This window comes from Caulobacter segnis (genome assembly GCF_029543125.1).
Taxonomy (GTDB): domain Bacteria; phylum Pseudomonadota; class Alphaproteobacteria; order Caulobacterales; family Caulobacteraceae; genus Caulobacter; species Caulobacter segnis_D.
The window spans coordinates 1-23,808 of sequence record NZ_JARQWW010000003.1 but is presented as its reverse complement, the minus strand read 5'-3'; the positions used below and the strand labels follow the sequence as shown (position 1 = coordinate 23,808).

38 protein-coding genes are annotated in these 23,808 nt (G+C 65.3%); 2 read left to right on the top strand and 36 right to left on the bottom strand.

Annotation, left to right across the window (positions count from 1 at the left end; all coding sequences use genetic code 11):
- Positions 1-6: 6 nt before the first annotated feature.
- The 3 genes from P7B02_RS09220 to P7B02_RS09210 all read right to left on the bottom strand — a co-directional run bounded on the left by P7B02_RS09220 (position 7) and on the right by P7B02_RS09210 (position 2,767).
- Entirely contained in the window at positions 7-507 is a 501-nt protein-coding gene (locus P7B02_RS09220; RefSeq protein WP_277786054.1) for a CC0125/CC1285 family lipoprotein, read from the bottom strand.
- Between the two features lie 24 nt (positions 508-531).
- Positions 532-1,314: an RluA family pseudouridine synthase gene (locus P7B02_RS09215; protein WP_277786053.1), complete on the bottom strand. Its 783-nt coding sequence runs from the start codon at positions 1,312-1,314 to the stop codon at positions 532-534.
- A 148-nt stretch (positions 1,315-1,462) separates the two neighbouring features.
- Positions 1,463-2,767 (bottom strand): replication-associated recombination protein A, encoded by a 1,305-nt coding sequence (locus P7B02_RS09210; protein WP_277786052.1) that lies wholly within the window; start codon positions 2,765-2,767, stop codon positions 1,463-1,465.
- A 35-nt stretch (positions 2,768-2,802) separates the two neighbouring features.
- On the opposite strand from P7B02_RS09210, the gene P7B02_RS09205 reads away from it, so the two are divergent.
- Positions 2,803-3,222, top strand: a complete 420-nt coding sequence (locus P7B02_RS09205; protein ID WP_277786051.1) for a VOC family protein — start codon at positions 2,803-2,805, stop codon at positions 3,220-3,222.
- On the opposite strand, the gene P7B02_RS09200 is transcribed toward P7B02_RS09205, so the two are convergent.
- From P7B02_RS09200 to rpsJ, 31 genes are all read right to left on the bottom strand, one after another.
- Positions 3,219-4,637, bottom strand: a complete 1,419-nt coding sequence (locus tag P7B02_RS09200) for a Do family serine endopeptidase (RefSeq protein WP_277786050.1) — start codon at positions 4,635-4,637, stop codon at positions 3,219-3,221. The genes P7B02_RS09205 and P7B02_RS09200 overlap by 4 nt on opposite strands.
- Positions 4,638-4,705: 68 nt before the next feature.
- Positions 4,706-5,965 carry a TCR/Tet family MFS transporter gene (locus P7B02_RS09195; protein ID WP_277786049.1) on the bottom strand — a complete coding sequence of 420 codons (1,260 nt, stop codon included), beginning with the start codon at positions 5,963-5,965 and terminating at the stop codon, positions 4,706-4,708.
- On the bottom strand, positions 5,962-6,162 hold the full coding sequence (locus P7B02_RS09190) for a hypothetical protein (protein WP_277786048.1): 201 nt from the start codon (positions 6,160-6,162) through the stop codon (positions 5,962-5,964). Before P7B02_RS09190 ends, P7B02_RS09195 begins: the two co-directional genes overlap by 4 nt.
- Positions 6,163-6,288: 126 nt before the next feature.
- Positions 6,289-6,636, bottom strand: a complete 348-nt coding sequence (gene arsC / locus P7B02_RS09185) for an arsenate reductase (glutaredoxin) (protein WP_277786047.1) — start codon at positions 6,634-6,636, stop codon at positions 6,289-6,291.
- Positions 6,637-6,720: 84 nt separating this feature from the next.
- Positions 6,721-7,134 carry a 50S ribosomal protein L17 gene (rplQ, locus tag P7B02_RS09180; RefSeq protein ID WP_277786046.1) on the bottom strand — a complete coding sequence of 138 codons (414 nt, stop codon included), beginning with the start codon at positions 7,132-7,134 and terminating at the stop codon, positions 6,721-6,723.
- Positions 7,135-7,287: 153 nt separating this feature from the next.
- The gene (locus P7B02_RS09175; RefSeq protein WP_277786045.1) at positions 7,288-8,304 is read right to left on the bottom strand and encodes a DNA-directed RNA polymerase subunit alpha; all 1,017 of its coding nucleotides are present in this window, start codon (positions 8,302-8,304) and stop codon (positions 7,288-7,290) included.
- Positions 8,305-8,378: 74 nt separating this feature from the next.
- Positions 8,379-8,768, bottom strand: a complete 390-nt coding sequence (gene rpsK, locus P7B02_RS09170) for a 30S ribosomal protein S11 (RefSeq protein WP_277786044.1) — start codon at positions 8,766-8,768, stop codon at positions 8,379-8,381.
- Positions 8,769-8,780: 12 nt separating this feature from the next.
- Complete coding sequence (rpsM, locus tag P7B02_RS09165; protein ID WP_277786043.1) at positions 8,781-9,149, bottom strand: 30S ribosomal protein S13; 369 nt, start codon at positions 9,147-9,149, stop codon at positions 8,781-8,783.
- Between the two features lie 169 nt (positions 9,150-9,318).
- Complete coding sequence (locus tag P7B02_RS09160; protein WP_277786042.1) at positions 9,319-9,891, bottom strand: adenylate kinase; 573 nt, start codon at positions 9,889-9,891, stop codon at positions 9,319-9,321.
- 64 nt (positions 9,892-9,955) lie between these two features.
- Positions 9,956-11,308: a preprotein translocase subunit SecY gene (gene secY, locus P7B02_RS09155; protein ID WP_277786041.1), complete on the bottom strand. Its 1,353-nt coding sequence runs from the start codon at positions 11,306-11,308 to the stop codon at positions 9,956-9,958.
- Positions 11,309-11,410: 102 nt separating this feature from the next.
- On the bottom strand, positions 11,411-11,896 hold the full coding sequence (gene rplO / locus P7B02_RS09150) for a 50S ribosomal protein L15 (protein ID WP_277786040.1): 486 nt from the start codon (positions 11,894-11,896) through the stop codon (positions 11,411-11,413).
- A 105-nt stretch (positions 11,897-12,001) separates the two neighbouring features.
- On the bottom strand, positions 12,002-12,184 hold the full coding sequence (gene rpmD, locus P7B02_RS09145) for a 50S ribosomal protein L30 (RefSeq protein WP_277786039.1): 183 nt from the start codon (positions 12,182-12,184) through the stop codon (positions 12,002-12,004).
- A gap of 3 nt (positions 12,185-12,187) precedes the next feature.
- Positions 12,188-12,769, bottom strand: coding sequence for a 30S ribosomal protein S5 (gene rpsE, locus P7B02_RS09140; RefSeq protein ID WP_277786038.1), 582 nt, complete (start codon positions 12,767-12,769; stop codon positions 12,188-12,190).
- Between the two features lie 10 nt (positions 12,770-12,779).
- Positions 12,780-13,136, bottom strand: a complete 357-nt coding sequence (gene rplR / locus P7B02_RS09135) for a 50S ribosomal protein L18 (RefSeq protein WP_277786037.1) — start codon at positions 13,134-13,136, stop codon at positions 12,780-12,782.
- A gap of 3 nt (positions 13,137-13,139) precedes the next feature.
- Positions 13,140-13,673, bottom strand: a complete 534-nt coding sequence (rplF, locus tag P7B02_RS09130; protein WP_277786036.1) for a 50S ribosomal protein L6 — start codon at positions 13,671-13,673, stop codon at positions 13,140-13,142.
- A 17-nt stretch (positions 13,674-13,690) separates the two neighbouring features.
- The gene (rpsH, locus tag P7B02_RS09125; RefSeq protein ID WP_277786035.1) at positions 13,691-14,089 is read right to left on the bottom strand and encodes a 30S ribosomal protein S8; all 399 of its coding nucleotides are present in this window, start codon (positions 14,087-14,089) and stop codon (positions 13,691-13,693) included.
- 10 nt (positions 14,090-14,099) lie between these two features.
- A complete protein-coding gene (rpsN, locus tag P7B02_RS09120) occupies positions 14,100-14,405 on the bottom strand; it encodes a 30S ribosomal protein S14 (protein WP_277786034.1) in 306 nt (101 codons plus the stop codon).
- A gap of 1 nt (position 14,406) precedes the next feature.
- Positions 14,407-14,976, bottom strand: a complete 570-nt coding sequence (gene rplE / locus P7B02_RS09115) for a 50S ribosomal protein L5 (protein ID WP_277786033.1) — start codon at positions 14,974-14,976, stop codon at positions 14,407-14,409.
- Positions 14,969-15,283 carry a 50S ribosomal protein L24 gene (gene rplX, locus P7B02_RS09110; protein ID WP_277786032.1) on the bottom strand — a complete coding sequence of 105 codons (315 nt, stop codon included), beginning with the start codon at positions 15,281-15,283 and terminating at the stop codon, positions 14,969-14,971. Before rplX ends, rplE begins: the two co-directional genes overlap by 8 nt.
- Positions 15,283-15,651 carry a 50S ribosomal protein L14 gene (gene rplN / locus P7B02_RS09105; RefSeq protein WP_277786031.1) on the bottom strand — a complete coding sequence of 123 codons (369 nt, stop codon included), beginning with the start codon at positions 15,649-15,651 and terminating at the stop codon, positions 15,283-15,285. Before rplN ends, rplX begins: the two co-directional genes overlap by 1 nt.
- Before the next feature lie 18 nt (positions 15,652-15,669).
- The gene (rpsQ, locus tag P7B02_RS09100; RefSeq protein WP_277786030.1) at positions 15,670-15,909 is read right to left on the bottom strand and encodes a 30S ribosomal protein S17; all 240 of its coding nucleotides are present in this window, start codon (positions 15,907-15,909) and stop codon (positions 15,670-15,672) included.
- 10 nt (positions 15,910-15,919) lie between these two features.
- The gene (gene rpmC / locus P7B02_RS09095; protein WP_277786029.1) at positions 15,920-16,111 is read right to left on the bottom strand and encodes a 50S ribosomal protein L29; all 192 of its coding nucleotides are present in this window, start codon (positions 16,109-16,111) and stop codon (positions 15,920-15,922) included.
- 2 nt (positions 16,112-16,113) lie between these two features.
- The gene (gene rplP, locus P7B02_RS09090; RefSeq protein ID WP_277786028.1) at positions 16,114-16,545 is read right to left on the bottom strand and encodes a 50S ribosomal protein L16; all 432 of its coding nucleotides are present in this window, start codon (positions 16,543-16,545) and stop codon (positions 16,114-16,116) included.
- Positions 16,546-16,558: 13 nt separating this feature from the next.
- Positions 16,559-17,311 carry a 30S ribosomal protein S3 gene (gene rpsC / locus P7B02_RS09085; RefSeq protein ID WP_277786027.1) on the bottom strand — a complete coding sequence of 251 codons (753 nt, stop codon included), beginning with the start codon at positions 17,309-17,311 and terminating at the stop codon, positions 16,559-16,561.
- Complete coding sequence (rplV, locus tag P7B02_RS09080) at positions 17,311-17,691, bottom strand: 50S ribosomal protein L22 (protein WP_277786026.1); 381 nt, start codon at positions 17,689-17,691, stop codon at positions 17,311-17,313. Before rplV ends, rpsC begins: the two co-directional genes overlap by 1 nt.
- Positions 17,692-17,694: 3 nt before the next feature.
- The gene (gene rpsS, locus P7B02_RS09075) at positions 17,695-17,973 is read right to left on the bottom strand and encodes a 30S ribosomal protein S19 (RefSeq protein ID WP_277786025.1); all 279 of its coding nucleotides are present in this window, start codon (positions 17,971-17,973) and stop codon (positions 17,695-17,697) included.
- A gap of 3 nt (positions 17,974-17,976) precedes the next feature.
- Positions 17,977-18,816 carry a 50S ribosomal protein L2 gene (gene rplB, locus P7B02_RS09070; protein WP_277786024.1) on the bottom strand — a complete coding sequence of 280 codons (840 nt, stop codon included), beginning with the start codon at positions 18,814-18,816 and terminating at the stop codon, positions 17,977-17,979.
- 3 nt (positions 18,817-18,819) lie between these two features.
- Positions 18,820-19,116, bottom strand: coding sequence for a 50S ribosomal protein L23 (locus P7B02_RS09065; protein ID WP_277786023.1), 297 nt, complete (start codon positions 19,114-19,116; stop codon positions 18,820-18,822).
- Positions 19,116-19,748: a 50S ribosomal protein L4 gene (gene rplD, locus P7B02_RS09060; RefSeq protein WP_277786022.1), complete on the bottom strand. Its 633-nt coding sequence runs from the start codon at positions 19,746-19,748 to the stop codon at positions 19,116-19,118. Before rplD ends, P7B02_RS09065 begins: the two co-directional genes overlap by 1 nt.
- A complete protein-coding gene (gene rplC, locus P7B02_RS09055) occupies positions 19,748-20,521 on the bottom strand; it encodes a 50S ribosomal protein L3 (RefSeq protein ID WP_277786021.1) in 774 nt (257 codons plus the stop codon). Before rplC ends, rplD begins: the two co-directional genes overlap by 1 nt.
- Before the next feature lie 13 nt (positions 20,522-20,534).
- On the bottom strand, positions 20,535-20,843 hold the full coding sequence (gene rpsJ, locus P7B02_RS09050; protein ID WP_004616952.1) for a 30S ribosomal protein S10: 309 nt from the start codon (positions 20,841-20,843) through the stop codon (positions 20,535-20,537).
- A gap of 549 nt (positions 20,844-21,392) precedes the next feature.
- Here rpsJ and P7B02_RS09045 point away from each other — a divergent pair.
- Positions 21,393-22,154 carry an outer membrane beta-barrel protein gene (locus tag P7B02_RS09045; RefSeq protein ID WP_277786020.1) on the top strand — a complete coding sequence of 254 codons (762 nt, stop codon included), beginning with the start codon at positions 21,393-21,395 and terminating at the stop codon, positions 22,152-22,154.
- A gap of 88 nt (positions 22,155-22,242) precedes the next feature.
- Here P7B02_RS09045 and P7B02_RS09040 read toward each other — a convergent pair whose 3' ends face one another.
- Positions 22,243-23,118 carry a GIN domain-containing protein gene (locus P7B02_RS09040; RefSeq protein WP_277786019.1) on the bottom strand — a complete coding sequence of 292 codons (876 nt, stop codon included), beginning with the start codon at positions 23,116-23,118 and terminating at the stop codon, positions 22,243-22,245.
- A gap of 192 nt (positions 23,119-23,310) precedes the next feature.
- Positions 23,311-23,808, bottom strand: a 498-nt coding sequence (locus P7B02_RS09035; RefSeq protein ID WP_277786018.1) for an EF-Tu/IF-2/RF-3 family GTPase, incomplete at its 5' end; no start/stop codon positions are given.

Below are 23,808 nucleotides of genomic sequence, written 5' to 3'. Positions count from 1 at the left end.
TACGGGCTAGACGCGCGGCGCCTGGATTTCCCGGACCACGGCGCGGGCGTCATAGACGTCCACCCCAACCGGCTTGGCCCCCTTGCCCATCACCACCTCGATGGTGCGGCTCAGCTGCGGCCCGCCGGACAGGTCGAAGCTGGTCCCGACGCCCAGACCGACCCCGCTGCTGCGACCCCAGCCATAGTTGGACGAGCCGCCGCCAACGGACAGGCTGGTGCGCGGGCCACCGCCCCCGCCGCCACGCATCTCGTCGAAGCGGTCGACGACGCGGAACCAGTCATAACCGGTCTGCACGGCCAGCTCCCCGGCCCGCAGAAGCGCCAGATCCGCCACCTGCATGGCCGGCGCGCCGCTGCCGCCACGATAGGTGACGCGCCAGCGGTCATTCTCCAGCCGGTATTCGGAGAAACCCGAAGCCTTGGGGCCCGTCGCCGGCGCATAGACGGTCGGCGTAGTGCAGGCGGCCAAGCTGAGAACGGCGGCAAGGGCGAGAAGCGGCTTCATACCCTTGAAATGCGAAGCGCCGCCTCAGCGTTCCGGCAGAGTCAGCCCGCAATTGGCCAGCACCTGGACCATATCGTCCGGCAAGGGCGCGGAAACCCTTGTCTCACCGCCTTCCGGATGCGGAAAAATGAGCGACACGGCGTGCAGCATCAGGCGCGGCACCGGCTTTCCCGCCAGCATCAGCGCACCGCCATACCGGACGTCACCCGCCAGCGGCCGGCCGATGGAGGTCATATGCACCCGGATCTGGTGCATCCGCCCCGTCTCGGGGCTACATTCGACCAAGGCCGCCTGATCGTTGGCGGCGAGGGTGCGATAGCGGGTCCGAGCGGTCTCAGCGTCCGGATGGTCCGGCTCGCAGGTCCGCATATAGGCCTCGCGCCCGATGGACTCCCGGCGCAGGGGGGCGTCCACCGCCCCGCCCTTCGGCTCCGGCGCGCCGCCGGCGACGATGGCGAGGTAGGTCTTGCGGAAGCGCTTCGCCATCAGCGCCTTGCCCAGGAAGGCCGCCGCCGGCTTGGTCTTGGCCGTCAGGATCACACCCGATGTGTCCCGGTCCAGCCGGTGGATCAGACGCGGCCGGGCATGGCCCTTTCGGGCAAGCGCCCAAAGCAGATCGTCCAGCGTATGCGCCTGAATACGCCCGCCCTGGCTGGACAGGCCCGACGGCTTGTTCAGCACGATGATTGAGCTGTCATCGCGCAGAACCAGCGACCGGGTGAAGGCGATCTCCGCCTCGGTAAGCTCGATAGGACACTCGACCGCCTTGGTCTTGGCGGGCTGCAGCTTGCGGCGATGTTGCTTCAAACCCTCTCCTCCCCTGCGAAGCGGGGGAGGGGGACCATGCGCAGCATGGTAGAGGGGGCGCGACCGGGCTCGGAGCGGGCGGTCGCCCCCTCCACCGCTATCGCGGTACCCCTCCCCCGTTGCACGGGGGAGGACAAGGCAACCGGACTCACGAGTTCTTCTCCGCCCGCAGCTTCGCCCAATGGTCCAGGCGTTCCTTGATCCTCGCCTCCGTGCCGATGGGCTTGGGCTCATAGAACTTCCGCCGCTCCATGCCGTCGGGGAAGTAATTCTGGCCGCTGAAGCCGTCCTCGGCGTCGTGGTCGTAGTTGTAGCCCTTGCCGTAGCCCAGGTTCTTCATGAGCTTGGTCGGGGCGTTCAGGATGTGGGCCGGCGGCATCAGCGAGCCGGTCTCCTTCGCCGCCCGCCGCGCCGCCTTGTAGGCCACATAGACGGCGTTCGACTTGGGCGCCGAGGCCATGTGGACCACTACCTGGGCCAGGGCCAGCTCCCCCTCGGGCGAGCCGAGGAAATCGTAGGTGTCCTTGGCCGCGTTCGCCAGGACCAGCGACATGGGATCAGCCTCGCCGATGTCCTCCGCCGCCATCCGGACCAGGCGGCGCGCCAGGAACAGCGGGTCCTCCCCGCCTTCCAGCATCCGCGCGAACCAGTACAGGGCGGCGTCGGGGTCCGAGCCTCGCACCGACTTATGCAGGGCGGAGATCAGGTTGTAATGGCCTTCGCGGTCCTTGTCGTAGGCCGGACTGCGCTTCTGAAGCACCTGGCCCAGCTCGGCCGGGGTCATGGGCTTGGGCACGCCGATGGCGAACAGGGTGTCGGCCAGGGTCAGCAGATAGCGGCCGTCGCCGTCGGCCATGGCGATCAGCGCCTCACGGGCGTCCGGGTCCAAGGGCAGCGGCAGCGCCTCCGCCGCCTCGGCCTTGGCCAGCAGGCTTTCCAGCGCCTCCTCGTCCAGGCGGCGCAGGACATAGACCTGGGACCGCGACAGCAAGGCTCCGTTCAGTTCAAAGGACGGGTTCTCAGTGGTCGCCCCCACCAAGGTGACGATCCCCTCCTCCACGAACGGCAGAAAGCCGTCCTGCTGGGCGCGGTTGAAGCGATGGATCTCGTCCACGAACAGCAGGGTGCTTTGGCCGGCCATGCGGCGGGCGCGGGCCTGTTCGAACGCCTTCTTCAGATCGGCGACGCCGCTGAACACGGCGGAGATTTGCATGAACTCATAGCCCGCCGCCTTGGCCAGCAGGCGGGCGATTGTGGTCTTGCCGGTGCCGGGCGGCCCCCACAGGATCATCGAGCCCAGGCGGCCGTTGTCGACCATCCGCCGGATCGGCCCGGCCTCGCCCAGCAGGTGCTCCTGCCCCACCACCTCTTCGAGACTTTGAGGCCGCAGGCGGTCCGCCAGGGGCGTCGGCGCGCTGGGCGTCAGGCCGGCGGCTTGGAACAGGTCTGTCATGAGTTCAGAGTACAAAATCCAGAGGGAGAACGCACATGGCTGACAATCAACAAGGCCCGACCGGCGGCCTGACCCCGTACCTCATCAGCGCGGACGCCGCCGCCCAGCGTGACTTCTACATCAAGGCGTTCGGCGCCACCGAGGCCATGAGCCACAAGGCCGAGGACGGCAAGCGGTACATGCACATGCACCTGCTGATCAACGGCGCCTCGCTGCTGATGTGCGACGCCTTCCCCGAATACGGCCACGCCGCCCAAACGCCGGCCGGCTACACCCTGCATCTGCAGGTGGACGATGCGGATACCTGGTGGAAGCGCGCGACCGAGGCCGGAGCCACGGTCGCCATGCCCCTGGAGGACCAGTTCTGGGGCGACCGCTACGGCCAGGTGATCGACCCGTTCGGGGTCCGCTGGTCCATCGGCTCGCCTAAGAAGGCCGAGGTCCGGAACACTTAGGTCCGGATTTGGGCGGTGATCAGACGGCCGCCACGCTCGATGGTCACCTGCCAGGCCCCGGCGTTTGCTGACACTGCGGACTGGAGGTCACGAACGCTGGTGATCTCGCGGCCGTTGATCTGGCGGACGATATCGCCAGGGCGCAAGCCCACGGATTGAGCGAAGCCCTGGTCGACCTTGGTCACCAGCACACCGCGTCGAGCAAACGGATCGATGCCCAGCTCCTGCGCCGCCGCCGGGGAGACGTTGACGACGGTGGCGCCCGCCAAGGGATTGCGGCCTGACAGGGTGCGCTCGTCCCGCGGCGGCGTGTTCGGCGGGGTGTCGGCCCGCACGTTCAGCGTCCGCTCCGCCCCTTCGCGGCGGATGACGATCGGCACGGTCTCACCGTTGCGGCGCGTGCCGAAGGTGTAGGTGACGCCGTTGTCGTCGTTCACCGCCTGACCGGCCACGGACAGGATCACGTCGCCCTGGCGAAGGCCGCCGCGATCCGCCGCGCCGCCGGGCCACACCTCTGCCACCAGCACGCCGCGCGGACCCGGCAGGCCCAGGCTGCGGGCGATGTCGCTGGTCACGGTCTGGGTTCGCGCGCCCAGCCACGGCCGGACGATGGCGTGACCGCCACCCAGGGCCACGCCCACCACCTGCCGGACCACGGCGGCCGGAATGGCGAAGCCGACGCCGGTGGAGGAGCCGGTGCGCGACAGGATGAAGGTGTTGATGCCGACCAGGTCGCCATCCATGTCCACCAGCGGCCCGCCGGAATTGCCCGGATTGATGGCCGCGTCGGTCTGGATGTAGGAGCCGAAATCGGCCGAGCCCACATCCGTCCGCGCCAGGGCCGAGACGATGCCGTTGGTCACGGTCTGGCCCACCCCGAACGGGTTGCCGACGGCCAGGACCAGATCGCCGACCTCAAGCTGTTCCTGATCGTCGATGGCCAGAACCGGAAGCTGCTCGCCCGGCACCTCAATCTTCAGCACCGCCAAGTCGGAGCGTGGATCGTCCAGCAGCACCTTGGCCTGGAACTCGCGGCGGTCGGCCAGTTGGACCGTCACCTCGCTCATGCCTTCGATGTTGTGATGGTTCGTGACGATCACCCCGTCGGCGCGGACGATGGCGCCGGAGCCCAGCGACCCCTCGACCCGCTCACGCGGCGCGCCGCCGCCCATGAAGAACTCCCAGAACGGATCACTGCGCTGGCGCACCACGCGGCGGCTGGAGACGTTCACCACGGCGGGCGCCGCCTGCTTCACCACGGGGGCGAACGACGTCTTCATCGAGGTCGCGTCGCCCGGTGCGTGGCGGGTTGGTTGCGCCAAGCCCGGAACCGCTTGGGCGGTGCTCTTGGCGGCGGGATCGGAACAGGCGGCGAGAACGGCCAGGGCCGGAATGAGCACGCGATAGGCACGCATGGGAACGTCGATTCTCCGATAGTCAGGCGCGCGACAACAGCCGAGGTTTTCGGCGCAAAGATGGCGTCTTAAGCGGCCGGCGCCGCTTCCGGTTCCGCTGGCGCCGGCTTGGCGACCTTCAGCGCGGTCAGGAAGGCCGCGCCGGTGAGCGCGCCGGCAATCAACACCGCCAGGCCTGGCATGTGCAGGACCGAGTCCCGATGCACCGACCAGGCGAAGACAGAGGTGTAGAGCGCCGGCCCGAACAGGCCGGTGATCCCCATGATGCTGGAGTTCGCGCCCTGCAGCTGCCCCTGCTCCCACGACTGAACCCGCCGGCTCATCAGGCCCATGAGCCCAGGCTGGATCAGGCCCGATAGGGCGAAGATCGGCAGGCCGACCCAGTACAGCTCCTGCGTCGGCGCCAGGGCGTAGATGACAAAGCCGACGGTCATGGAAAGCAGGCCGATCAGCAGCGCCCCGCGCTCCCCCGCCGCCTTCACCACCCGGCCGACCAGCAGGGCCTGGACGATGATGTTGGCGACCCCAGTGGCCATCAGCATGAAGCCCACGTCCCGCGGCGACCAGCCGTAGCGGTAGCCGGTGTAGAGCACGAAGATGCTGGGCAGGACGTGATGCGCCAGCTGAAAGAAGCCGGACACGAATGCTAGGCCCGTCAGATCGCCGTGCGAACGCAGCAGCTTCAGCGAGCCGATGGGATTGGCCTTGCGCCAGTCGAAGGTCTTGATCCGCTTCTCCGGCGGCAGGGATTCCGGCAGGACGAAGAAGCCGTACAGCCAGTTGGTCAGGGCCAGCGCCGCCGCCACATAGAACGGCAGGCGTAGGTCGATGTCACCCAATATGCCGCCCATGGCCGGGCCGATGGTGAAGCCCACGCCCCACGCGGCTCCGATCAGGCCAAAGCTCTGGGCGCGTTTCTCTGGCGGCGTCACGTCGGCGATGTAGGCGCCCGCCGTGGCGAAGCTGGCCGCGGTGATCCCATGGATGATCCGACCGATGAACAGCAGGGTCAGGGTCGGCGCCATGGCCATGAACAGATAGTCCACGCCCAGACCGAAGATGGAGACCAGGATCACTGGCCGGCGGCCGAAACGGTCTGAAAGCATGCCCAAGATCGGTGAGCAGAAGAACTGCATCAGCGCCCAGACCGTGGCGAACAGGCCCGTCCACAGGGAGGCAGAGGCCGTGTCCCCGCCGGCCATCTCCTTCACCAGGTTCGGCAGCACCGGGATCATGATCCCCAGCGACAGCACATCCATCAGCGCGGTGGCGAAGATGAAGCCCAGGGCCGCCTTGTGCCGGCCCCGGCTTACGGTCTGTTCGGTCATCTGGGCGCGCCCTCCCCGGCGTCGAGCTTTGACTTAAGCGAACCCAGCAGCGCACGCCACCACTCTGCATGGCGCTGAAGGAACAACGGTCCGGGAAAACCGTGCTTGTCCACGTGAGTCGCCGGCACGGTGTCCCAACCGCGATGCTCGACCGTGACCCGGGTCTCATCCTCAACCGCCTCGAAGGTGACGGTCACCTCGGTGTCCTGTTCCGGCGTGAACGTCGCCTGCCACCAGCCGAAGACCAGCCGAAGACCAGCCGATGCGGCGGCTCCCAGGCCCGGATGCGGTCGATCTCAAAGACCTTTCCGTTGGGCAGCGTCTTAGAGAACTTCGGCGAAACGCTCTATCGGCCGCGCCACCACGGCGCCCTTGGGACCGACCACGATGGGACGCTCGACCAAGACCGGATGCTCGACCATGGCGTCCAGGATGCGGTCGCCCGACACGCCGTCCTCCAGCAGGCCCAGTTCTCCGGCCAGCGCGCCCTTGGTGCGCAGGATATCGCGCGGGGTCAGGCCGAGCTGCTTCAGCAGGTCCTGAAGCTGCGGCTTGGTCCAGCCGGCTTTCAGATACTCGACCACGAGGGGCTTGGCGTCGGCGGCTTCGAGCGCCTCCAGCGTCTTGCGGGAGGTGGAGCAGGCAGGATTGTGGAAGATGGTGACGGTCATGCCCCCTCCCCTACCCAGCCGGCGGGCAAAGAAAAAGCCCCGGAGCGAACCCCGGGGCTTTGAACTCTTGGAAGCTGGCGCTTCTTAGTCTTCGCTGTCGACCACGTGGACCGGACCGGAGTCCTTGCCCTTTTCCGACACGTCGCGATCGACAAACTCGATCACCGCCATCGGGGCGTTGTCGCCGTAGCGGAAGCCAGCCTTCAGAACGCGGATATAGCCGCCTTCACGAGCCTTGTAGCGCGGGCCGAGGACCGCAAAGAGCTTGCCGACTTGTTCGACGTCGCGGACCTTGCTGATCGCCTGACGACGAGCGTGCAGGTCACCGCGCTTGGCGAGGGTGATCAGCTTCTCAACGATCGGACGCAGTTCCTTCGCCTTCGGCAGGGTGGTGACAATCTGCTCATGCTTGATCAGCGAGGCGGACATGTTGGCGAACATGGCGGTGCGGTGGCTGGTCGTACGACCCAGTTTACGGTGTGCTTTACCGTGACGCATTTCAGTCTCTCCTGGGCCGCAGCCCGATTGTCACAAGTCCCAGCCGTCATCCCGCCTGGGTAAGTGCTAAGCGCCGGGGTCCTCCACCGCTGTTGCGGCTTCAACGGACCCAGACAGACCTTTCGGTCGGCCCGGATTAAGCGCGGTCGTGTCTTAGATCTGGTCTTCGAACTTCTTGGCCAGGTCTTCGATATTTTCCGGCGGCCAGTTCGGCACGTCCATGCCGAGGTGCAGCCCCATGCCAGCCAGAACTTCCTTGATTTCATTCAAGGACTTGCGGCCGAAGTTCGGGGTGCGGAGCATCTCCGCTTCCGTCTTCTGGATCAGGTCGCCGATGTAGACGATGTTGTCGTTCTTCAGGCAGTTGGCCGAACGGACCGACAGCTCCAGCTCGTCGACCTTCTTCAGCAGCGCCGGGTTGAACGGCAGCTCCGGCTTCGACTCGTCCGCGGCCTTGGCCTTGGGCTCGTCGAAGGTGATGAAGATCTGCAGCTGGTCTTGCAGGATGCGGGCGGCATAGGCCACCGCGTCAACCGGCGAGACGGCGCCGTTGGTTTCGACTTCCAGGATCAGCTTGTCGTAGTCGAGCGACTGGCCCTGACGGGTCGGCTCGACCTTGTAGGCGACGCGCTTCACCGGCGAGTAGATCGAGTCGACGGCGATCAGGCCGATCGGCGCGTCTTCCGGACGGTTGCGCTCGGCCGGGACATAGCCCTTGCCGGTGTTGATCGTGAACTCCATGCGCACCGAGGCGCCCTCGTCCAGCGTGCAGAGCACGTGGTCGGTGTTCAGGATTTCGACGTCAGCCGGGGTCTCGATCTGACCAGCGGTGACTTGGCCCGGACCCGTGGCGCGCAGGGTGATGCGCTTCGGACCTTCGCTGTGCATGCGCACGGCCAGTTGCTTGATGTTCAGGACGATGTCGACGACATCTTCCCGAACGCCTTCCAGCGAGGAGAACTCGTGGACCACGCCGTCGATCTGGACGGCGGTCACGGCGGCGCCTTGCAGCGAAGACAGAAGAACGCGCCGAAGCGCGTTGCCGAGAGTCACGCCAAAGCCGCGCTCGAGCGGTTCAGCGACGATGCGAGCCTTGCGGCTGGCGTCGGCGCCCGTCTCGATCTGCGGCTTTTCGGGGCGGGTCAGCTCGTTCCAGTTTCTTTCGATCACAGTCGGATCCCTTGAACGCGGCTCGCCGGCCACGAATCTCGCAGCCGGCGCAGGGAAATTAGGTTGGTCAGGCCTTAAACGCGCCGGCGCTTGGGCGGCCGGCAACCATTGTGCGGAATCGGCGTGACGTCGCGGATCGTGGTGATCGTGAAGCCGACAGCCTGCAGAGCGCGCAGAGCCGATTCACGACCCGAACCCGGACCAGAGACGTTGACTTCCAGAGTCTTCACGCCGTGATCGGCAGCCTTGCGGCCCGCGTCTTCAGCGGCCATCTGGGCGGCGTACGGGGTCGACTTGCGCGAGCCCTTGAAGCCCATCATGCCGGCGCTCGACCAGGAGATGGTGTTCCCCTGAGCGTCGGTGATGGTGATCATGGTGTTGTTGAACGAGGCGTTCACATGCGCCACGCCCGAGGTGATGTTCTTGCGTTCGCGACGTTTAACGCGAGCCGGTTCCTTGGCCACGATCTAGCTCTCTTACTTCTTCTTGCCGGCGATCGGCTTGGCCGGACCCTTGCGGGTGCGGGCGTTCGTGTGCGTGCGCTGACCGCGGACCGGCAGGCCCTTACGGTGACGCAGGCCACGATAGCAGGCCAGATCCATCAGGCGCTTGATGTTGACCGCCGTCTCGCGACGCAGGTCGCCTTCCACCGTGTAGTCACGGTCGATGGTTTCACGGATTTGCAGAACTTCGGCGTCCGTGAGCTCGTTCACGCGGCGCGTCTCGTCCAGGCCGACCTTGTGCATGATGTCATGCGCGGACTTCTGGCCGATGCCATGGATGTACTGAAGCGCGATGAGAACGCGCTTGTTCGTCGGAATGTTGACGCCTGCGATACGGGCCACGTCTATAAATCTCCTGATCACGCCAATAAGCGCGAAGGGCACAGAGGCCGCAACCCGAGCGAGTTGAGCCTACGCGCGCCATCGCGCCTTTCGCGGAAGCGCACCGTTATAGGGATCGGCGCGCTCCCGTCAACCTTTGAAACAGGGAAAGTTCCCTGCTTCGCGAAGCTTATTTAACGACCTGTCCGAGGGCGGCGTCGATGTCGGCCGCCACGGCCTCCACCGAACCCATCCCGTCCAGTTCGACCAGCTTCCCCTGCCCCTTGTAGTAAGGCAGCAGCGGAGCCGTCTGGTCGTTGTAGGCCTTCAAGCGGGTGCCGAAGACCTCCGGATTGTCGTCAGGACGACCCTGCTCGGCGAATCGCTTGGCGATTCGCCCCGTCAGAGCCGTTTCATCGACCTTCAGACGAAGGACGACATCAACCTTGGCGCCGCGGCCGGCCAGCATGGCGTCGAGCGCCTCGGCCTGCGCAACGGTGCGCGGGAAACCGTCGAAGATGGCGCCGCCGGCGGCTTCAGCCTCCGGCAGGCGGTCCTCGATCAGTGCGATCACGATCTCGTCCGTGACCAGCTCGCCGCGGTCCAGGACGCCCTTCACCTTCTGCCCCAGTTCGGAGCCCGAAGCGATGGCGGCGCGCAGCATGTCGCCGGTCGAGAGCTGAACCATGCCGTGCTCGTCGACCAGCCGCTTGGCTTGCGTCCCCTTGCCGGCGGCCGGCGGCCCAAACAAGATCAAGTTCATCTACGTGCCCCTCGCACATCCTGGACGGGTCTTAACGCCCGCCGTTTCCTGGCCCTAGTTCCAACTAGCGTCCACGACCGCCGCCGCGCAACTTCGACTTCTTGATCAGGCCTTCATACTGGTGCGCCAGCAGGTGGGACTGGATCTGCGCCACGGTGTCCATGGTCACGGTCACGACGATGAGGATCGAGGTGCCGCCCAGATAGAACGGGGCGTTGTAGAAGCCGATCAGCGCTTCGGGCAGAAGGCAGACCAGGGTGATGTACGCCGCGCCGATCACCGTCAGACGGGTCAGCACGTAGTCGAGGTACTCGGCCGTGCGCTTGCCGGGACGGATGCCGGGCAGGAACCCGCCGTACTTACGCAGGTTCTCGGCCGTGTCGTCCGGATTGAACACGATCGACGTGTAGAAGAAGCAGAAGAAGACGATCATCAGGCCGTAGGCGACCATGAAGGCCGGCTGGCCGTGCTGGAGCTGGCCCACCACGCCGGGGACCCACTGGGCCCAGGCCGGAAGGTTGGCGTTGGCCAAAAAGCCCATGACCGTGGCCGGCAGCAGCAGCAGCGACGAGGCGAAGATCGGCGGGATCACGCCTGCGGTGTTGATCTTCAGCGGCAAGAACGAGGTGTCGCCGCCAAACATGCGGTTGCCCACCTGGCGCTTCGGATACTGCACCAGCAGACGGCGCTGCGAGCGCTCCATGAACACGATGGCGAAGATCACCGCCACGGCGATGGCCATGATCGCGAACATGGCGAAGGCCGACAGAGCGCCCGTGCGGGTCATTTCGAACATCTGCCAGACGCCGCGGGGCAGGCCCGCCACGATGCCGGCGAAGATGATCAGGCTGGTGCCGTTGCCCACGCCGCGGCTGGTGATCTGCTCACCCAGCCACATCAGGAACATGGTGCCGCCGGTCAGGGCGACGATGGTCGAGACCACAAAGAACAGGCCGGGATTGTCTACCAGGCCGGGGCTCGACTGCAGGCCCATGGCGATGGAGCCCGACTGGAACAGGGCCAGCAGGACGGTCAGATAGCGGGTGTATTGGTTGAGGGTCTTGCGGCCCGCCTCCCCGCCTTCCTTCCGCAGCTTCTCCCATGGCGGATACACCGTGCCCATCAGCTGCACGATGATCGACGCCGAGATGTAGGGCATCACGTTCAGGGCGAAGATGGCCATCCGCTCGACGGCGCCGCCCGAGAACATGTTGAACATGCCCAGGATGCCCTGGGACTGGCCGCCGAACGCCTGAGCGAACGCGCCGGAATTGATGCCCGGGATCGGGATGTAGGTGCCGAGCCGGTAGACCACCATCGCCAGGATGGTGAACCAGATGCGCTTGTGAAGTTCCGAGGCCTTCTGGAAGGACCCGAAGTTCATATTGGCTGCGAGCTGTTCTGCGGCTGACGCCATCTAGATTCCCACGACTATGTGGCGAGACACATAAGCAGGGCGGCGGGCGTTGTCACCCGCCGCCCCGTTTGTAGCTGACGCCCGGAGATCCGGGCGAAAGACTTAGGCTTCGGCTTGGGCCGGAGCCGGACGGGTCTGGCTGACCTTGCCGCCGGCGGCTTCCACGGCCTTCACGGCCGAGGGAGTGGCGGCGTAGACGGTGATGTCCAGCTTCGCCTTCAGTTCACCCTTGCCGAGCAGCTTCACGCCATCCTTCTTGCGACGGATGACGCCGGCGGCGACCAGGGCGTCGGCGTCGATCGCCTTCTTGGCGTCGAGCTTGCCGGCGGCGACCGCCTGCTCCAGACGCCACAGGTTCACTTCAGCGAACTCTTTGGCGAACGGGTTGTTGAAGCCGCGCTTCGGCATACGCATGTGCAGCGGCATCTGGCCGCCTTCGAAGCCCGCGATGGCGACACCAGTGCGGGACTTCTGACCCTTCACGCCGCGGCCGCTGGTCTTGCCCTTGCCCGAGCCCGGGCCACGGCCGACGCGCATCCGGCCCTTGGTGGAGCCTTCGCGAGGAGCGAGTTCGTTGAGCTTCGTCATAGTGCCTCTCCTTGGAGATCTGCGCCGGGACCCCTGCCCCGACTCGGCTTTGAAAAAAGTAATCCGCCCACCTGCGTCGTGCGCGGGTGGGCGGATGTAGCGGTATTAGCCGACCACTTCAATCATGTGGGCGACCTTGGCGATCATCCCACGGACCGACGGGGTGTCCTCAAGGGTGGACACGCGGCCCACCTTGTTGAGGCCCAGACCGGCGAGCGTGGCGCGCTGGTCCTTGGTGCGGCGAATCGGGCTCGCCGTCTGGCGAACAGTGACAGTCTTGGCAGCCATGGTTTAGCCCTCGATCGAGTCCGGGGCCGAGGCGCCGTCGGCACGACGGCCGAGGATGTCGCCAACCTTCTTGCCGCGCTTGGCGGCGATCTGGCGGGGCGATGCCTGGGCCTTCAGCGCTTCAAACGTCGCGCGGACCATGTTGTACGGGTTGGACGAACCGGTCGACTTGCCCACGACGTCCTGGACGCCGAGGGTTTCGAGCACGGCGCGCATCGGACCGCCGGCGATGACGCCGGTGCCCGGAGGAGCCGAGCGGACCATGATCTTGCCGGCGCCCCAACGGCCGTGGCCGTCGTGGTGCAGGGTGCGCGATTCCCGCAGGGGAACGCGGATCATGGACTTCTTGGCTTCTTCGGTGGCCTTGCGGATGGCTTCCGGCACTTCACGCGCCTTGCCATGACCGAAGCCCACGCGGCCCTTTTGGTCACCAACGACCATCAGAGCAGCGAAGCTGAAGCGACGGCCGCCCTTCACAGTGGCGGCGACGCGGTTGATGTGGACCAGTTTCTCGACGATGTCGCTTTCGACTTCCTCGCGTTCGCGGGGACGACGGTCGCGGCCGCCTTCGTTCGGACGAGCCATGATCAGATCCTCAGAAGTTCAGGCCGGCTTCGCGCGCGGCGTCAGCCAGGGCCTTGACCCGGCCGTGATAGATGTAGCCGCCACGATCGAAGACGACGTCCTTGACGCCCTTTTCAATCGCACGCTCGGCGACGAGCTTGCCGACAGTGGCCGCAGCGGCCTTGTCGGAGCCCTTGGTCTTGCCTTCGCCTTCCAGCGAGGAGGCGGCGACCAGGGTGACGCCTTGAGCGTCATCGATGACCTGGGCGTAGATGTTCTTGCCCGAGCGGAAGACCGACAGACGAGGACGGCCGTTGGCCAGCTTCTTGAGCCGCGTGCGGTTGCGCTGAGCGCGACGCAGGGCGGTTTCGCGAGGAGAGAGCGCCATGGCTTACTTCTTCTTGCCTTCTTTGCGGCGGACGTTTTCGCCAGCGTAGCGCACGCCCTTGCCCTTGTAGGGCTCAGGCGGACGGATCTTGCGGATCTTCGCAGCGATTTCGCCCACGGCCTGCTTGTCGATGCCGGTGATCTTGATTTCGGTCTGCTTCGGCGTGGCGAAGGTGATGCCGGCCGGGGCCGGGATATCAACATCGTGGCTGAAGCCGAGCTGCATCGACAGGGCCTGGCCCTTCATCGCAGCGCGATAACCGACGCCGACCAGCTCGAGGGTTTCCTCGAAGCCTTGGGTCACGCCGATGACCATGTTGTTCACCAGGGTGCGGGACAGACCCCACATGCCGCGAGCGCGCTTGGAGTCGCCGCGCGGCGTCAGGGTCAGCTCGTTACCTTCCTGCTTGATTTCGACGTCTTCCGACACCGTCCAGGAGAGCTGGCCCTTGGGGCCCTTCACCGTGACCGTCTGGCCCGAGAGCGTGAGGGTCACGCCCGACGGGATCACAACGGCCTTCTTACCAATACGAGACATGTCTGTTCCCTCCCCGCCTAGTAGACGCGGCAGAGGACTTCGCCGCCGACGTTAGCGTCGCGGGCTGCGGAGTCGGACATGACGCCCTTCGGCGTCGACAGGATCGAGATGCCCAGGCCGTTCTTGATCGGCTTGAGATCCTTGATCGACGAGTAGACGCGGCGGCCGGGCTTCGACACGCGAGCGATTTCGACGATGACGGGTTCGCCGTCAAAGTACTTCAGCTCGATTTCGAATTCCGGGAAGGCGCCCGGCTTCTCGACCAGCGAGTAGCCGCGGATGTAGCCTTCGTCGGCCAGGACGTCGAGCACGCGGGCGCGCAGCTTCGAAGCCGGGGTCGACACCTTCGAACGCTTGCGGGTCGCGGCGTTCTTGATGCGAGCGATCATGTCGCTCAGGGGATCGTTCATCGACATCTGATCGTCCTCACCAGCTCGACTTGACGAGGCCCGGGATCAGGCCCTGCGAACCCAGTTCGCGGAGGCTGACGCGGCTCATCTTGAGCTTGCGATAGTAGGCGCGCGGGCGGCCCGTGACTTCGCACCGGTTGCGGATGCGGGTCTTGGAGGAGTTACGCGGCAGCTTCGCCAGTTTCAGGCGGGCTTCGAAGCGTTCTTCCAGCGGCAGGCTTTCGTCGTTGGCGATCGCCTTCAGCGCGGCGCGCTTGTCGGCGAGTTGCTTGACGAGAGCTTTGACCGCCTCGTTGCGGTTTACGGCGCTTTTCTTGGCCATATCAGTTGTCCTTCCCGTCATTGAACGGGAACTGGAATTCGCGAAGCAGTTCGCGCGCCTCGTCGTCCGACTTCGCAGTCGTGCAGACGATGATGTCCATGCCCCACATCTGATCGATCTGGTCGTAGTTGATTTCCGGGAACACGATGTGCTCCTTCAGGCCCATGGCGTAGTTGCCACGGCCGTCGAAGCTCGTCGCCTTCAGGCCACGGAAGTCCTTCACGCGCGGCAGAGCGATCGTGATCAGACGGTCCAGGAACTCATACATGCGTTCCTTGCGCAGGGTGACCTTCGCGCCGATGACCATGTTCTCGCGCAGCTTGAAGCCGGCGATCGATTGGCGGGCGCGGGTCGGAGCCGGCTTCTGACCGGCGATGGCCGCCAGGTCCTTCATGGCGGCCTGGACCTTCTTGGAGTCCGCGACAGCCTCGCCGATGCCCATGTTCAGCACGATCTTGTCGAGCTTGGGGACCTGCATCTCGTTCGTGTAGCTGAACTTGGTCTTCATCGCCGAGCGGATCTGCTCGCGATAGACCGTCTTCAGCCGCGGCTCGTAAGCTTGATCAGCCATTGATCACCTCGCCCGTGGTCTTGGCCACGCGGACCTTCTTGTCGCCTTCCACGCGGAAGCCGACGCGGGTCGCCTTGCCCTTGGAGTCCACCAGCGCGACGTTCGAGACGTGCAGCGGAGCTTCCTTGTTCTTGATGCCGCCCTGGGGATCGCCCTGGGTCGGACGGGTGTGGCGCTGAACGATGTTCAGGCCTTCCACCACAACGCGCTCTTCCTTCGGGAAGACGGCCAGGACGGAGCCTTGCTTGCCCTTGTCCTTGCCGGTGAGCACGACGACGCGGTCACCCTTCTTGATCTTCGCGGCCATTACAGCACCTCGGGGGCGAGGGAGATGATCTTCATGTGGTTCTTGGCGCGCAGTTCACGGGGAACCGGGCCGAAGATCCGCGTGCCGACCGGCTCGCTCTGCTTGTTGACGATGACGGCCGCGTTCTTGTCGAAGCGGATCATCGAACCGTCTTTGCGCTTGATGCCCTGGCTGGTGCGCACGACGATGGCGCGCAGAACGTCGCCCTTCTTCACGCGGCCGCGGGGAATCGCTTCCTTCACGGAGACGACGATGACGTCCCCGACGTGTGCGTAACGACGCTTAGCGCCGCCCAGCACCTTGATGCACATGACCCGGCGAGCGCCTGAGTTATCGGCGACGTCCAGGTTAGTTTGCATCTGGATCATGGCTTAACCTTCCAGACTTTAAGCGGAAGCCTTGGGAAGGACTTCCCAGGTCTTCAGCTTGGACTTCGGCGCGCACTCGATGATGCGGGCGAGTTCGCCCGTCTTGTACGCATTGGCTTCGTCGTGGGCGTGGTACTTCTTGGACCGACGAACGGTCTTGCGGAGCACCGGGTGCAGGATGGTCCGTTCGACCTTCACCACAACCGTCTTGTCGCCCTTGTCGGAGACGACCACCCCTTCGAGGATACGCTTGGGCATATCGTTCTCCTTACGCCGCGGCCTTGGCGCGCAGCACGGTCTTGATGCGGGCGATATCCTTGCGGATCTCGTCAACGCGGTGGGTCTTTTCGACCTGGCCGGTCGCCGCCTGGAAGCGCAGGTTGAACTGCTCCTTCTTCAGGTTCAGCAGGTTCTCGGCCAGTTGATCGGGCGTCATGGCCCGGATGTCGGCGATCTTCATAGTTAGGCCTCCATCGCGATGCCGGCGTCGAGCCGGGTGACGATGCGGGTGCGGATCGGAAGCTTGGCGGCGCCGAGCTTCAGAGCTTCACGAGCGATATCGTCCGGCACGCCGTCGATTTCGAACATGATGCGGCCCGGAGCGACGCGCGCGGCCCAATGGTCCACGGCGCCCTTACCTTTACCCATCCGGACTTCGGCGGGCTTGCCGGTGACCGGCACGTCCGGGAAGATACGGATCCAGACGCGGCCTTGACGCTTCATCTGGCGGGTGATCGCCCGACGAGCAGCCTCGATCTGACGAGCGGTGATGCGCTCCGGCTCAACAGCCTTCAGGCCGTAGGCGCCGAAGTTCAGCGCAGCGCCGCCCTTGGTGTTGCCGTGGATACGGCCCTTGAACTGCTTGCGGTACGTAGTGCGTTTCGGTGACAGCATGGCGCTCTAATCCTTACGCGCGCTCGCGACGGTCACGACGGTCGCCGCGGTCCGGGCGATCGCCACGCTCACGTCCGCCGCCTTCGCCGGCCGGGCCGGATTCAGTGGCGAGACGCTTGTCCAGCGCCATCGGGTCATGTTCCAGCACTTCGCCTTTGAAGATCCAGGTCTTCACGCCGATGATGCCGTAGGTGGTCTTGGCTTCAGCGAAGCCGTAGTCGATGTCCGCGCGCAGGGTGTGCAGCGGCACGCGACCTTCGCGGTACCACTCCATGCGGGCGATTTCGGCGCCGCCGAGGCGGCCCGAGACGTTGATCCGGATGCCCTTGGCGCCGAGACGCATGGCGGACTGGATCGAACGCTTCATCGCGCGACGGAAGGCGACGCGGCGCTCGAGCTGCTGGGCGATGTTCTCGGCCACCAGCTGGGCGTCGGTCTCAGGCTTGCGGACTTCAACGATGTTCAGGTGAACTTCGCCTTCGGTCAGGCCCGACAGGTCCTTGCGGAGCTTGTCGATGTCGGCGCCCTTCTTGCCGATGATCACGCCCGGACGCGCAGCGTAGATGGTCACGCGGCACTTCTTGTGCGGACGCTCGATCAGGATGCGCGAAACGCCGGCGGCGTTCAGACGGTCCTTCAGGAAGCGGCGCACCTTGATGTCCTGGTGCAGCAGCTTGCCGTACTGGTCGCCGTCGGCGAACCAACGGCTGTCCCAGGTGCGGTTGACGCCGAGCCGCAGCCCGACCGGATTGACTTTCTGACCCATCAGGCGGCCTCACCCAGTTCGCGGACCACGATGGTGATCTCGGAGAACGGCTTTTCGATACGCGAAGCGCGACCGCGAGCACGCGGCGAGAAGCGCTTCATGACCAGGTTCTTGCCCACAAACGCTTCAGCGACGATCAGGCTGTCGATGTCGAGGTTGTGGTTGTTTTCGGCGTTCGAGATGGCCGAGTACAGAGCCTTGCGCACATCCTTGGCGATGCGCTTGTGGCTGAACTCGAGCTCGTTGAGGGCGCGCTGCACCTTCAGGCCGCGGATCGACTGAGCCACGAGGTTCAGCTTCCGGGCGCTGGTGCGCAGGTTCACGACCTTCGCCATGGCTTCAGTCGGCTTTACCCGACGGGCTTTAGCTTGCTTCGACATGGCCTACTTCCTCTTGGCCTTCTTGTCGGCAGCGTGGCCGGGGAAGTTCCGCGTAGGCGAGAACTCACCGAACTTCATGCCGACCATGTCTTCCGACACGAGCACGGGAACGTGCTTCTGGCCGTTGTAGACGCCGAACGTCAGACCGACGAACTGCGGCATGATCGTGGAGCGGCGCGACCAGGTCTTGATCACGTCCTTGCGGCCCGACGACAGAGCGGCGTCGGCCTTCTTCAGGAGGTACCCGTCGACAAACGGGCCTTTCCAGACGGAGCGGGTCATCGCTTAGCGCGCCTTCTTAGCTTTGTGACGGCTGCGGATGATGAACTTATCCGTAGCCTTGTTCTTGCGGGTCTTGCGGCCCTTGGTCGGGACGCCCCACGGAGTGACCGGGTGACGGCCGCCCGAGGTGCGGCCTTCACCACCGCCGTGCGGGTGGTCGACCGGGTTCATGGCGACACCGCGAACGTGCGGACGCCGGCCCAGATGACGAGAACGACCGGCCTTGCCGAGGTTCTGGTTCATGTGGTCCTGGTTCGACACAGCGCCGACCGTGGCCATGCAGCTGTCCGGAACCATGCGCAGTTCACCCGAGCCGAGACGGATCTGGGCGTAGCCGCCGTCACGACCGACCAGCTGGGCGTAGGCGCCGGCCGAACGGGCGATCTGGCCGCCCTTGGCGGGCTTCAGCTCGATGTTGTGGATGATCGTGCCGATCGGCATCGAGCGCAGCGGCGAGGCGTTGCCCGGCTTCACGTCGACCTTCTCGGCGGCGATGATCTCGTCACCGGCCTTCAGGCGTTGCGGGGCCAGAATGTAGGCCAGCTCGCCGTCGGCGTACTTCACCAGGGCGATGAAGGCCGAACGGTTCGGGTCATATTCCAGGCGCTCGACCGTGGCCGGCACGTCGAACTTGCGACGCTTGAAGTCCACGATGCGGTACAGGCGCTTGGCGCCGCCGCCGCGGAAGCGGACAGCGATCCGGCCGTTGCCGCCACGGCCGCCCGACTTGGTCAGACCCTCGACGAGGGTCTTTTCGGGCTTGCCCTTGTGGAGCTCGCTACGGTCGACCAGCACGAGGGCGCGGCGGCCCGGCGAGGTCGGATTGAAAGTCTTCAGAGCCATGGATCAGAGCCCCGTGGTGATGTCGATCGACTGGCCTTCGGCCAGGGTCACGATGGCTTTTTTGACGTCGGAGCGACGACCCAGGATGCCGCGGAAGCGCTTGGTCTTGCCCTTGGTGACGACGGTGTTGACCTTCGTGACCTTGACCTTGAACAGCTCTTCGACCGCAGCGGCGATCTCATCCTTCGAGGCGTCGGAAGCCACCTTGAAGACGACCTTGTTCTGCTCGCTGAGCAGGGTGGCCTTCTCGGTGATCACCGGCGACAGGATGGTGTCGTAGTGACGGGCGGTGGCGGCCATTACGCAGCCTCCTCAAAACGGACGCCGATCGCTTCCACGGCCGACTTGGTCAGCACCAGGGTGTTGCGACGCAGGACGTCGTAGACGTTCAGGCCGGCGTTCGGCAGCACATCGACGTTCGGGATGTTGCGGGCCGCGAGCTTGAAGTTCGCGTCCACTTCCGGACCGGCGATGATCAGCGCGTTCTTCAGGCCGATCTTTTCGAAGTTGGCGCGCAGGGCGGCCGTCTTCGGCTCCGACAGGGTCGCGGCGTCGAGAACGACGATCGAACCGGTCTTGGCCTTCGACGACAGGGCGTGCTTCAGAGCCAGGGCGCGGACCTTCTTGGGCAGGTCGAACGCATGGCTGCGGACGACCGGCCCGTGGGCCTTGGCGCCGCCGACGAACTGAGCCGCACGACGCGAGCCGTGACGAGCGCCGCCGGTGCCCTTCTGCTTGTACATCTTCTTGCCCGTACGAGAGACCTCGTTGCGGACTTGAATCTTGTGGTTGCCCGAGCGGCGCTTGGCCAGCTGCCAGGTAACGACGCGCTGCAGGATGTCGCCCCGGATCTCTTCGATGCCGAAGATGGCGTCGGAGAGTTCGACCGAGCCGGCCTTGCCGCCGTCAAGATTGATGACGTCGAGTTTCATTAGGCTTCGCCCCCTTCAGCCGGAGCTTCGGCAGCCGGAGCTTCTTCGACGGCGGGTTCAGCAGCGGCGACCGGAGCGGCGCCAGCCTTGCGGAAGCCAGCCGGCTTCGGAGCGTCAGCCGGCAGAGCCGACTTAATCGCGTCGCGCACCTTCACGTAGGAGCCTTCCGAACCCGGAACGGCGCCCTTGATCAGGATCAGGCCGCGCTCGGCGTCCACTTTCCAGACCGTGACGTTGAGGGTGGTGACAGTTTCTTGGCCGAGGTGACCGGCCATCTTCTTGCCCGGGAACGTACGACCCGGATCCTGGCGGTTACCGGTCGAACCGTGCGAACGGTGAGACACCGACACACCGTGCGTGGCGCGCAGACCGCCGAAGTTCCAGCGCTTCATGGCGCCGGCGAAACCCTTACCGACGGTGATGCCCTGGATGTCCACCTTCTGGCCGGCGACGTAGTGGTCGGCGGTCAGCTCGGAGCCGACTTCGATCAGGGCGTCTTCCTCGACGCGGAATTCAGCCACGACGCGCTTCGGCTCGACGGCCGCCTTCGCGAACTGGCCGCGAAGAGCTTGCGTGGTGTTCTTGGGCTTCTTGGCGCCGGCGCCGAGTTGAAGGGCGACGTAGCCGTCCTTTTCCTTGGTGCGCTGGGCCGTGACCTGGCAGCCGTCCAGAGACAGGACGGTGACCGGCACATGCTGGCCGGTTTCGTCGAAGAAGCGGGTCATGCCGAGCTTCTTGGCGATCACGCCGGTGCGCTGAGTGGGGAGAGCCATACTCGCTATCTCCTTACAGCTTGATCTCGACGTCCACGCCGGCGGACAGGTCGAGCTTCATGAGCGCGTCCACGGTCTGCGGGGTGGGATCGACGATGTCGAGCACGCGCTTGTGCGTGCGGATCTCGAACTGTTCGCGCGACTTCTTGTCGACGTGCGGCGAACGGTTGACGGTGAATTTTTCAATCAGGGTCGGCAGCGGGATAGGCCCGCGCACTGTGGCGCCCGTGCGCTTGGCCGTATTGACGATCTCGCGCGTGGAATGATCCAGCACGCGGTGATCGAAGGCCTTGAGCCGGATGCGGATGTTCTGACGATCCATATCGCTCTTCTATTCCCTACAGACGGCGATCCGCCCGCGTGTCTCGAACCATTTCAAAGACCGACCCGAAAACCTTTCGGCTCTCGGAAACGCGACGCCCGCACAAACGATAAAGACCCGCACGATAATCGTGTGGGCCAATCCCGAACGCGCCAGATTTAGCACTATATCAGGTCGTTCCGCGGTCCGCGTCTGAGCCGAAGCTCACAGCCGGTCCAACAGAGGGGCGGTGTTTACTCCGCGATTCCGGGAACGTCAAGCGCGTCAGACCACTCCCCCCGCGACGAGGCGAAATTAGTTTCGGCTTGGAGAAATTTTCTAGGCAGACCGAGATTATCCAAAACGAACGGGCGCTCGCCCTCGCGATAGGGACATGTTCCGCCTCCGCAAGTGTCATAAAACTGCATCAATCATGTCGTGAGCAGCGCCCAGCCGATTGCGGCCTGTGGCGAAGCTCCATACCTGCCCCTCACCGGCGGACGAGAGGCCCTCCCCCTCATAACGACCGATCGCCAGCCGGATGTTCATCCAAAGGGGATTACCCAACTCATGAAGACCACTCTGTTCGCCGCCGCTGCGGCCGTCGCCGTCCTGGCCTCCGCTCCGGCCTTCGCCGAAACCATCGGCTCCGTGGGCGCCGCCTACAACTACACCAACGTCGACACCAACGCGTTCGAACAAGACGGCTCGTCGGCCATCGTCGACGGCTCGGTCGCCATCCAGACGACCACGCCCTGGACCGTCACCCTGAACGGCGCCGTGTCCTACTCGGACAACAAGCTCAGCGACGACACCAACGTCTATGGCACGGTGCATGGCACCTATCTGCTGGACGGCGGCGTGCGCGTCGGCGCCTTCGCCGGCCTGGCCGACGTGGCTGACGACACCGTGTGGGCCGTCGGCGGCGAAGCCCACAAGTACTTCGACAAGGTCACCCTGTCGGGCGTCGTGGCCTACGGCCAGACCGACGACACCGACGCCGACCTGTGGGCCGTCCGGGGCGACGCCCGCTACTTCGTCAACGAGAACTTCCGCCTGAACGCCAACCTCGGCTACGCCAACGCCGACTTCGGCCCGGTCGACGCTGACATCTGGAACGTCGGCCTGGGCGGCGAGTACAAGTTCGCCGACAACGGCTGGAGCGTCTTCGGCGGCTACAACCACGCCGAATCCGATGACCTGGCCGACCTGAAGGCCGACAGCGTCAACGTGGGCGTCCGTTACACCTTCGGCGGCTCGCTGAAGGATCGTGACCGCGCCGGCGCCGACCTGACCGACATCGGCGGTCTGTTCGGCGGCTTCCTGCGCTAAGCGTAAGAGAAGATAAAAAAGACGCCCCGGAATCACCTCCGGGGCGTCAGCTTCTCCAAGATCGAGCGAGAAGTAGTTTTTAAGGGGCTCAGCTGCCGACGCGCACGTCGCCGGAGCCCACGACGGACTTGCTGACCTCACCCGTCACCCGCAGGGCCCGCACGTCGCCAGAGCCGGCGATCTTGGCCCGCAGGTTGTCGGCCGTGCCGCCGAAGTCCAGATTGCCCGAACCGGCGATCGACACGCCGACCTCGCGAGCTCGGCCGCCCAAAACCTTCACGTCGCCCGAGCCAGCGATCTTCACGTCCAGGTCGCCGCTGACCGACGCCACCTGCACATTGCCTGAACCCGCCACGCTGACCGACACGTCGCCCGCCACAGCCTGGGTGGCGATGTCGCCCGACCCCGCGACCTTGACGTCCAGAGAACCGGCTTGGCCGGCGCGCACGTCGCCCGAGCCGGCCTGACGCAGCTTCAGCTCGCCGCGCACGTTGGCGATGGTCCAGTCGCCGCAGCCGGCGTTGCCCAGGGTCAGGGCTTCGCTCCGGCCCACGTCGCCGAACACAGCGCCGCCGGCCGAGACTTCAGCCCGGCGAGGTGTGCGGATGACGATTTGAGGCAGGTCCTCAAGGGAGACGTTGCCCACGCCCCGTATCTCTACCGAGCCCCGCCCGTCGCGGACCTTGCAGTTGCGGATGCCATCCGAGGCCACATCCACCTTGATGATGCCGAAGTTCACACCGCCCAGGCCGCCGTCGACCGAAACCTGATCACCGTGGCGTTCGATCTTGATGGGCAGCTTGGGGTGATGCTTGGTGATCTCCACCTTCACGTCCGAGCGGTCCTCGGGAATGATCACGACGCGCGCGGCGGCATGCTCGATCTCGACCTTGGGGGCGGCGGCGGCGGCCGAAGCGGCCATCAGGGCGACGCCAGCGGCGCCGAGAGCGATAAGGGTGCGCATGAGGTCACCTCCGTGAATCCGATGAGGAGACGCTATCCGCACGATCTGAATGGGGCAGCTTAATTCGAGGTCATGACCGCGATGTCATCTTCGCGCCCCAATCGCGTGGGTCGTAAATCGGAAAGCAAAAGGCCCCGCGGATTGCTCCGCGGGGCCTTCGCTTGGATCAGCTGATCGCTGAGACGGTCGAGATTACTCGACGATCTTCGCGACGACGCCGGCGCCGACGGTGCGGCCGCCTTCGCGGATGGCGAAGCGCAGGCCTTGGTCCATGGCGATCGGGGTGATCAGCTCGACGTCCAGCTCGGCGTTGTCGCCCGGCATGATCATCTCAACGCCTTCGCGCAGCTTGATGATGCCGGTCACGTCCGTGGTGCGGAAGTAGAACTGCGGGCGGTAGTTGGTGAAGAACGGGGTGTGACGGCCGCCTTCTTCCTTGGTCAGGATGTAGGCTTCGGCCACGAACTTCGTGTGCGGCGTGATCGAACCCGGCTTGCACAGCACTTGGCCGCGCTCGACGTCTTCACGCTTGGTGCCGCGCAGCAGCACGCCCACGTTGTCGCCGGCCTGACCTTGGTCCAGCAGCTTGCGGAACATTTCGACGCCCGTGCAGGTCGTCTTCTGAACCGGACGGATGCCGACGATCTCGACTTCCTCGCCGACCTTCACGATGCCCTTCTCGACGCGGCC

Bases quoted from the DNA above. Each gene is read 5' to 3' on its own strand.
- rplO (WP_277786040.1), bottom strand. From the start codon at position 11,896: ATGACGAAGCTCAACGAACTCGCTCCTCGCGAAGGCTCCACCAAGGGC.
- rpsN (WP_277786034.1), bottom strand. From the start codon at position 14,405: ATGGCCAAGAAAAGCGCCGTAAACCGCAACGAGGCGGTCAAAGCTCTC.
- arsC (WP_277786047.1), bottom strand. From the start codon at position 6,636: ATGACCGTCACCATCTTCCACAATCCTGCCTGCTCCACCTCCCGCAAG.
- P7B02_RS09195 (WP_277786049.1), bottom strand. From the start codon at position 5,965: ATGACCGAACAGACCGTAAGCCGGGGCCGGCACAAGGCGGCCCTGGGC.
- rplD (WP_277786022.1), bottom strand. From the start codon at position 19,748: ATGAAACTCGACGTCATCAATCTTGACGGCGGCAAGGCCGGCTCGGTC.
- rplQ (WP_277786046.1), bottom strand. From the start codon at position 7,134: ATGCGTCACGGTAAAGCACACCGTAAACTGGGTCGTACGACCAGCCAC.
- rplP (WP_277786028.1), bottom strand. From the start codon at position 16,545: ATGCTGTCACCGAAACGCACTACGTACCGCAAGCAGTTCAAGGGCCGT.
- rpsJ (WP_004616952.1), bottom strand. From the start codon at position 20,843: ATGGATCGTCAGAACATCCGCATCCGGCTCAAGGCCTTCGATCACCGC.
- P7B02_RS09040 (WP_277786019.1), bottom strand. From the start codon at position 23,118: ATGCGCACCCTTATCGCTCTCGGCGCCGCTGGCGTCGCCCTGATGGCC.
- P7B02_RS09205 (WP_277786051.1), top strand. From the start codon at position 2,803: ATGGCTGACAATCAACAAGGCCCGACCGGCGGCCTGACCCCGTACCTC.
- rpmC (WP_277786029.1), bottom strand. From the start codon at position 16,111: ATGAAGATCGCCGACATCCGGGCCATGACGCCCGATCAACTGGCCGAG.
- P7B02_RS09200 (WP_277786050.1), bottom strand. From the start codon at position 4,637: ATGCGTGCCTATCGCGTGCTCATTCCGGCCCTGGCCGTTCTCGCCGCC.
- rpsQ (WP_277786030.1), bottom strand. From the start codon at position 15,909: ATGCCCAAGCGTATCCTCGAAGGGGTGGTCGTCTCCGACAAGGGCGAC.
- P7B02_RS09220 (WP_277786054.1), bottom strand. From the start codon at position 507: ATGAAGCCGCTTCTCGCCCTTGCCGCCGTTCTCAGCTTGGCCGCCTGC.
- P7B02_RS09160 (WP_277786042.1), bottom strand. From the start codon at position 9,891: ATGAACTTGATCTTGTTTGGGCCGCCGGCCGCCGGCAAGGGGACGCAA.
- P7B02_RS09045 (WP_277786020.1), top strand. From the start codon at position 21,393: ATGAAGACCACTCTGTTCGCCGCCGCTGCGGCCGTCGCCGTCCTGGCC.
- P7B02_RS09210 (WP_277786052.1), bottom strand. From the start codon at position 2,767: ATGACAGACCTGTTCCAAGCCGCCGGCCTGACGCCCAGCGCGCCGACG.
- P7B02_RS09065 (WP_277786023.1), bottom strand. From the start codon at position 19,116: ATGGCCGCCACCGCCCGTCACTACGACACCATCCTGTCGCCGGTGATC.
- rplE (WP_277786033.1), bottom strand. From the start codon at position 14,976: ATGGCTGATCAAGCTTACGAGCCGCGGCTGAAGACGGTCTATCGCGAG.
- rplB (WP_277786024.1), bottom strand. From the start codon at position 18,816: ATGGCTCTGAAGACTTTCAATCCGACCTCGCCGGGCCGCCGCGCCCTC.
- rplR (WP_277786037.1), bottom strand. From the start codon at position 13,136: ATGGCGCTCTCTCCTCGCGAAACCGCCCTGCGTCGCGCTCAGCGCAAC.
- rplC (WP_277786021.1), bottom strand. From the start codon at position 20,521: ATGGCTCTCCCCACTCAGCGCACCGGCGTGATCGCCAAGAAGCTCGGC.
- rpsS (WP_277786025.1), bottom strand. From the start codon at position 17,973: ATGACCCGCTCCGTCTGGAAAGGCCCGTTTGTCGACGGGTACCTCCTG.
- rpsH (WP_277786035.1), bottom strand. From the start codon at position 14,089: ATGTCGATGAACGATCCCCTGAGCGACATGATCGCTCGCATCAAGAAC.
- rpmD (WP_277786039.1), bottom strand. From the start codon at position 12,184: ATGGCTGCCAAGACTGTCACTGTTCGCCAGACGGCGAGCCCGATTCGC.
- rplV (WP_277786026.1), bottom strand. From the start codon at position 17,691: ATGTCGAAGCAAGCTAAAGCCCGTCGGGTAAAGCCGACTGAAGCCATG.
- rpsE (WP_277786038.1), bottom strand. From the start codon at position 12,769: ATGGCTCGTCCGAACGAAGGCGGCCGCGACCGTCGTCCCCGCGAACGC.
- rplX (WP_277786032.1), bottom strand. From the start codon at position 15,283: ATGGCCGCGAAGATCAAGAAGGGTGACCGCGTCGTCGTGCTCACCGGC.
- secY (WP_277786041.1), bottom strand. From the start codon at position 11,308: ATGGCGTCAGCCGCAGAACAGCTCGCAGCCAATATGAACTTCGGGTCC.
- rpsC (WP_277786027.1), bottom strand. From the start codon at position 17,311: ATGGGTCAGAAAGTCAATCCGGTCGGGCTGCGGCTCGGCGTCAACCGC.
- rplN (WP_277786031.1), bottom strand. From the start codon at position 15,651: ATGATCCAGATGCAAACTAACCTGGACGTCGCCGATAACTCAGGCGCT.
- rplF (WP_277786036.1), bottom strand. From the start codon at position 13,673: ATGTCTCGTATTGGTAAGAAGGCCGTTGTGATCCCGTCGGGCGTGACC.